The organism is Clostridium sp. (genome assembly GCF_036569345.1).
Taxonomy (GTDB): domain Bacteria; phylum Bacillota; class Clostridia; order Clostridiales; family Clostridiaceae; genus Clostridium_AD.
Map to the genome: position 1 here is coordinate 1 of NZ_DATCQT010000086.1, position 5,434 is coordinate 5,434.

Consider the following 5,434-nt stretch of genomic DNA (forward strand, 5'->3'; position numbering starts at 1 on the left):
CAATTCATCGATGTTGTTTGTTGCTATTTGTAAATTAATCCCTCTACCATAAGGAAATATTAAATCTGCTGTCTCCCAATGTCCATTTATCTCCTCTATCATGATTTGAGATTCTTTTAATGATAGAAAAGCAAACTTGTCTTTTTTTCGTTGGTATTCTAGCTTAAACAAAAGGATATTCAAGTAGAAATCTAGACTTTTTTTAATATCAGAGACACTTAGCTCTGGAATTAACGCATTAAATTTAAGCATGTAACTCTTCCTCCGATGTTGCAAACCATCTTTTGTTGAAGTTGGACCACTTTAATGGGATATAGTCCCTTTTTTCGAATTTGTGTTTCGCCTATGGGGTTCTGTATACCTGGTTTGGTCGCACTATCTTTAGATTTCTCGTCAGATAGGGCTTAATATATTGGGGTGTGGGTAACGCTTGCTTAGATTCTAATTGGTTGTATGTTTGCCAAAAAAGTACATCGCACAAAAAATTAAAATGATACCCAACGACCATCCAATAATCCCCGAATAAGGCAATGAGTTTTTAAAAACAGTACCCCCTAATGGACCAAACCCACTCAAACCCACACACCCCGCACCGATTATTCTATTCCTTGGTATTTTGTTCAATTTAGCCTCCACCCTCTGTAATGGTTTTGATTATAAAAAGATTTGTAATAATTTTATAATTGCATAAACAATAAGGAAAATAGCTCCGCTTTTCTCCATAGTCCTTACTTTCTCATCAGAAATACCAGTCCTTCCTTTTACCCAAAGAATATATCTCTTGTTGCCGGATAAAATTAACAAAGTTATTCCTGCTATAAACATAAAAAGCCATATATTGAACATAAACCAATCCAATATCATAGACTCCTTCCAACCAAAATCCATATTTAGCAAGGTGTCCTGAATGTTCTATAAATAGATCTCCTAATGCTATAATCTACCAGTACGACGCTTAATATGAAGAATACGCAGTAGACTTTTACTACCCATTAACCTTTGTTTGGAATTCTGGACATCAATATTAAAAGAATGATAATAATTATATCAAATATGATAGTCCGATATATTATTTTGTGGTCTTTAATTTTAACATAAGATAAATAATTCAATATATTTACACAAAGAGATAACATTATCAAAAATAATTGAACAATTAGCGGGTTAGTAATATGCCGTAGACTCAAGTTAAGAACTATAATCCATACAATGTCTAAAATTATTTGCTTGATATCTCTATTTCCGCTTCCGAATATATATGGGTTATATTTGCCTTTATTAAACAAGCATGTTTGTTGAATGATAAAGTAGGCACATGTAATAAATACAATTGTGATATCTAAATACTCAGACATAATCTCCCTCACGTTTCTTCACATCCTATATATACGTCATATGGATCATTAGAAGTTGGAAATTAATACAGGATATCCTACGCTTAATACGAATACTGCGACGTATAAGTTTTAAGGCTTTAGCCCTTAATTGTTTTCCTTTGTCTCAAAGCAGAAATTACGATTACTAATAATGGAATTATTGTACCAATCACAATGGAGGGAATATATATATAACCAAAAACCATTACTGAATCATTTATGAAATATAATCTAAAAATTTTTGAAAGTGCTTCTCCAGAATGGTATGGCCGTCCGTAACCAATTATAAAATTAATTTGTATTAACGATGCTAAACAAAAATTTATTAAAGGCAGAAGTAATATTTTACTTTTTTTCTTATTGTATTGTACGAATACAATTACACTTATACAGATGAATAGTGCGATTGCTAAGGAAACAAAATTAGCTATATTAAGTATCATCCAGCTCTCCATTAAAATTCTCCTCCCATTTCGCGTTCGAGGGTCAAAGGCTGTTTCAAAGAGAACATTTGCATTTCGCCCTTGAAAAACCCACTCTGCGATATCAATATAATGCTCATTTGACGTAGTCAAACTTTCTGATTCCGCCATCCGCAACCATCGTGTGAAAAATCAATTTATCAGAAGAAGTTAGTTTAAAGTGATTACCAGTGTACTGACCAAATTCGAATAATACTTTATACTTGTCAGGATATCCGTCTATATAACATACTACTTTACCTTCCTTGAGAAAAACGATCTGGTTCATTCCTTCGCTAACTGTTGAATTAATTTTTTCCCATTGGTAACCTACAAGCTGATATATGTTCTCCTCTGGAGTATATGGTGCAAAACTGTATAGAGTATCCCATTCAAATGTAGTAAACTCCGATAAATCGATGGTTGCGTTGACACTTACTGAACTAAAAGAACTATTAAACTGTTTAGCATTTATCTCCCAGATGGGAGTTGGGTGTAGAGTTTTAACCATTATGAGTCCGAGGATAACCACCAATACCGATACGATAGCTATAAATGATTTCTTTTTCATTTCGTTCTCCCTCACGGATGAATAATCGATGTAGCGTATAATCCTGTGAATGTGCTCAAAGACTGAAGTCAGGGGCTTTCGGCTACGTTATCGTAAACTAATATCTTTGGAAGCTAAGATTTGGCCACTCTGGGACTGGCTAATGACCTTTGTTAGAGGACCATCTGAAGGATTAAGAAACGTATACCATATTCTAGTCGTCCCATTTTCAACGATACTCGTTTCTTTATCTGTCGTTCGCTTTTCAGTCTGTACACTAACCCGAACAATTTGTGGATCGGAAACATTCCCAAAAGCTAACGGAAAAGGTGTGTTTTGAGTAGAGGGAAAATATTGAGCCGTTATTGGTTGCCCTAGTCCTGCATGTGAACCCTCCCCTCCTATTACCCACTCCCATCCCCAAAGAGTTTTTTTTATATATCCTGCGGCCATTGTGTAATCCTTTCCTCCATTAATACTTTTCTTAAAGAAAACTGCTTCTCCGCCCTTAACCTTTTCTTCGTGTATTATCTTTTCTACCTGTCTACCAGATTTCTCAATTGCTTGTTCGATCGTTTTCCCGGTTGCCTTGGTTGGTAATAGGTATATAAGCATCCCCCCAAGAATAAGAACCGCAATTACAACCACCGTAATTTGACTAACTCTTTTCATCACTTATTCCTCCCAAGCCAAAACTTTTATCTCAGCGATTCGAGAACGTTCTGAGATCGGCGACGTTGCTACCTAAAATATTACCCCCGATGTTTTGTTAATCCCCTGTTCTGTCGCGCATACTTTAAATTGATTTAGCAATAAAAGATATTACTTCAGCTGCTGGAACTAATAAAAACTGCGCTAAAATCGTGCCTACTATTAATCCTCCAACAATAAAAATAATACATCTATCAAACTGCAATTCAGTACATTTCCCATTTATTACATCATCTGTAAGCATTGATATAAATGGGTCTATGAATATAACCATAAGTATTGTTGACAGCCCCGTTATCACAGCTGCTAAAGTACTACATGTGGTTCTATAATCTGGATTTAAACATCCTGCATACAGCGATGCCAAAACACCAACCGTTAATATTGCAAAAGCTATGCAATTAAGTAAAATAATTTTTTTAGGCATCATATTTAAATTTTTTAGTTGTGCCAAATTTTCTTTTTTCGGTTTTGTAACGCTACTTTTAAACTGCTCTATTCCTGATCTTGAGAATCCATGTAATAGTAATCTAGGTATAGAGCGACTAATACTAAATGATTCTACACCTTTTCGAAAAACTTTTATAAATGTTGGCATTAATGCTGCGCCAATAATTGTTGCTATTGTTGTTGAGAATAATATCCATCTGAATATGTACAATAAGCTTTGAGGGTTTCCTGTTTTTATTGTACTTTCAATTGTTTTAGCCAGTAATGGCGCTTGGATACTGTTTGCAGTTCTTGAGATTAAAGCAAAAATATTAAATACTGCAAAAGACACGGCTATTCTTCCTGTTCTGACTCCAACAATTCTTACCGAATAAGCTAGAGTCGAAATGATTGAAATGATAACTGTAAGAATTAAAACGATTATTACTTGTGTAGACATTTACTCTCCCCCATCTATCACAAAATGGCTACAAAGCCATTCCACAACAATCCTTGCATGAAAGCGTTGCTTTTTGAATACGGTTAAGGGATTTGCGGTGACTTACTCTCGTCTAGAGTCTCAACAAATTTCCTAAATATCATCGGCAATACAAGTACTCAACCCATTAATGAAAATAATTAAGAGACTCTGAGTCACGTAAGCTTACTAAGAAGAATGCGTAGTTGTAGTATGAGCATGACAAGTTAGAGCCCGATTATAATGTGTTGTGAGATATGGAAATGTTGTCCAACAGAGCCCTCAATTCTGGTTGTTCAACAATTAGTTTATGGGATACATTATTTATTATTTGAGCGATTTGAACCTGGCTTTGTCCGACACTAGTAAATTCAGTTCTATTACCATCTAATAAGTACATAACAATTTTATTTCCATCAGAACTTATTTCATCTTCCACCTCGACTTCTATGGGTTTGATGGACCTAATTAACCTCCGAACTTGTTGTTCATATTCTGTCGTTGCCAGTTTTCCTTCTTCAGAAATGTCAATACCGAAAAGCTTTATATGAGAAAGGTTATCTTGTCCATCATTCATATTTTTCTCCCCCTAAAATCATCCTAGTATTAGGTTACGTTAATCCTTATCGATAATCTTTCTGTATCTTTTTTCTCCACTAAGCCAACTAATTAATCTCATCACCGTAGAAATTAAAAATGTCATTGTGAAAAGGGAAATAACTAAAATTATGTTATCTTCACTAAGCGATCGATTACGGTTATTAATACTTATACTGGGGTATATCCATAAAAAAATGATGGTTATTAAGGCCGTGATTAAAAAATAAATTAATGTGTATCGTGTCACATATTTTGCTACAGTTTTTTCATGGATAGGTTCCCATTTAGCTATAAATCTATCATTGCCATACATCTATTCCACTCCTTAATAAATGATTTCATTTTCTAAATTCCCTGGCTTATGGATAACGGGTAGCTGAGCCTTTCAGGATATCCTACGCTTTATAAGAATTAAGAATAAGGCGAGCCAAGAAACGCCTTCAACCCGAGATTTATTTGCCTTTTTGAGACGTTCTATAACAGACCTACTGTAGGAAAGTCGTTAGATCTTTTGCAAAATTGAATGTTGGGATAAACCAAGCTACCGTGAGGCTAAGAAATCCTACTGCCCAAATTAGTAAAAGAAATCGGTAACTTTCTAGTGTGGATGCCATATCCTGTTTAGTTCTCTCAGCTAGGTTAGCGGCACCAGCAGACCTTGCATAATTTATCCGTCCATCAGAACGAACGCCGTAACTACCTGTGAATGCAGCTGCTCCAATTGCAATATATATAAAGCTCAATAACGTTAGTCCGTTACCCAAAGCCATTAAACTATTCCAACCTTTTATGTAGCAAAACAATCCAACACCGCAGATATTCAAGATGC

7 protein-coding genes and 1 pseudogene are annotated in these 5,434 nt (G+C 34.9%); all 8 read right to left on the reverse strand.

Annotated features, from left to right (window positions below):
* Window positions 1–252: pseudogene (locus tag VIM70_RS08500) on the reverse strand (VOC family protein); the annotation flags it as partial.
* Window positions 253–654: 402 nt separating this feature from the next.
* Window positions 655–864 carry a hypothetical protein gene (locus tag VIM70_RS08505; protein ID WP_331945321.1) on the reverse strand — a complete coding sequence of 70 codons (210 nt, stop codon included), beginning with the start codon at window positions 862–864 and terminating at the stop codon, window positions 655–657.
* A gap of 610 nt (window positions 865–1,474) precedes the next feature.
* Window positions 1,475–1,969 (reverse strand): hypothetical protein, encoded by a 495-nt coding sequence (locus tag VIM70_RS08510; RefSeq protein WP_331945322.1) that lies wholly within the window; start codon window positions 1,967–1,969, stop codon window positions 1,475–1,477.
* Entirely contained in the window at window positions 1,935–2,408 is a 474-nt protein-coding gene (locus tag VIM70_RS08515) for a hypothetical protein (protein WP_331945323.1), read from the reverse strand. Before VIM70_RS08515 ends, VIM70_RS08510 begins: the two co-directional genes overlap by 35 nt.
* An 87-nt stretch (window positions 2,409–2,495) precedes the next feature.
* Window positions 2,496–3,002, reverse strand: coding sequence for a hypothetical protein (locus tag VIM70_RS08520; RefSeq protein WP_331945324.1), 507 nt, complete (start codon window positions 3,000–3,002; stop codon window positions 2,496–2,498).
* A gap of 181 nt (window positions 3,003–3,183) precedes the next feature.
* Window positions 3,184–3,987 carry a lipid II flippase Amj family protein gene (locus VIM70_RS08525; RefSeq protein WP_331945325.1) on the reverse strand — a complete coding sequence of 268 codons (804 nt, stop codon included), beginning with the start codon at window positions 3,985–3,987 and terminating at the stop codon, window positions 3,184–3,186.
* 256 nt (window positions 3,988–4,243) lie between these two features.
* Window positions 4,244–4,582, reverse strand: a complete 339-nt coding sequence (locus tag VIM70_RS08530) for a hypothetical protein (RefSeq protein ID WP_331945326.1) — start codon at window positions 4,580–4,582, stop codon at window positions 4,244–4,246.
* A gap of 508 nt (window positions 4,583–5,090) precedes the next feature.
* On the reverse strand, window positions 5,091–5,434 hold a 344-nt coding region (locus VIM70_RS08535; RefSeq protein ID WP_331945327.1), incomplete at its 5' end, for a hypothetical protein.

Excerpts from the sequence above, each read along its gene's own strand:
- VIM70_RS08510 (WP_331945322.1), bottom strand. The coding sequence starts at position 1,969 with ATGGCGGAATCAGAAAGTTTGACTACGTCAAATGAGCATTATATTGAT.
- VIM70_RS08525 (WP_331945325.1), bottom strand. The coding sequence starts at position 3,987 with ATGTCTACACAAGTAATAATCGTTTTAATTCTTACAGTTATCATTTCA.
- VIM70_RS08530 (WP_331945326.1), bottom strand. The coding sequence starts at position 4,582 with ATGAATGATGGACAAGATAACCTTTCTCATATAAAGCTTTTCGGTATT.
- VIM70_RS08515 (WP_331945323.1), bottom strand. The coding sequence starts at position 2,408 with ATGAAAAAGAAATCATTTATAGCTATCGTATCGGTATTGGTGGTTATC.
- VIM70_RS08520 (WP_331945324.1), bottom strand. The coding sequence starts at position 3,002 with ATGCTTATATACCTATTACCAACCAAGGCAACCGGGAAAACGATCGAA.
- VIM70_RS08505 (WP_331945321.1), bottom strand. The coding sequence starts at position 864 with ATGATATTGGATTGGTTTATGTTCAATATATGGCTTTTTATGTTTATA.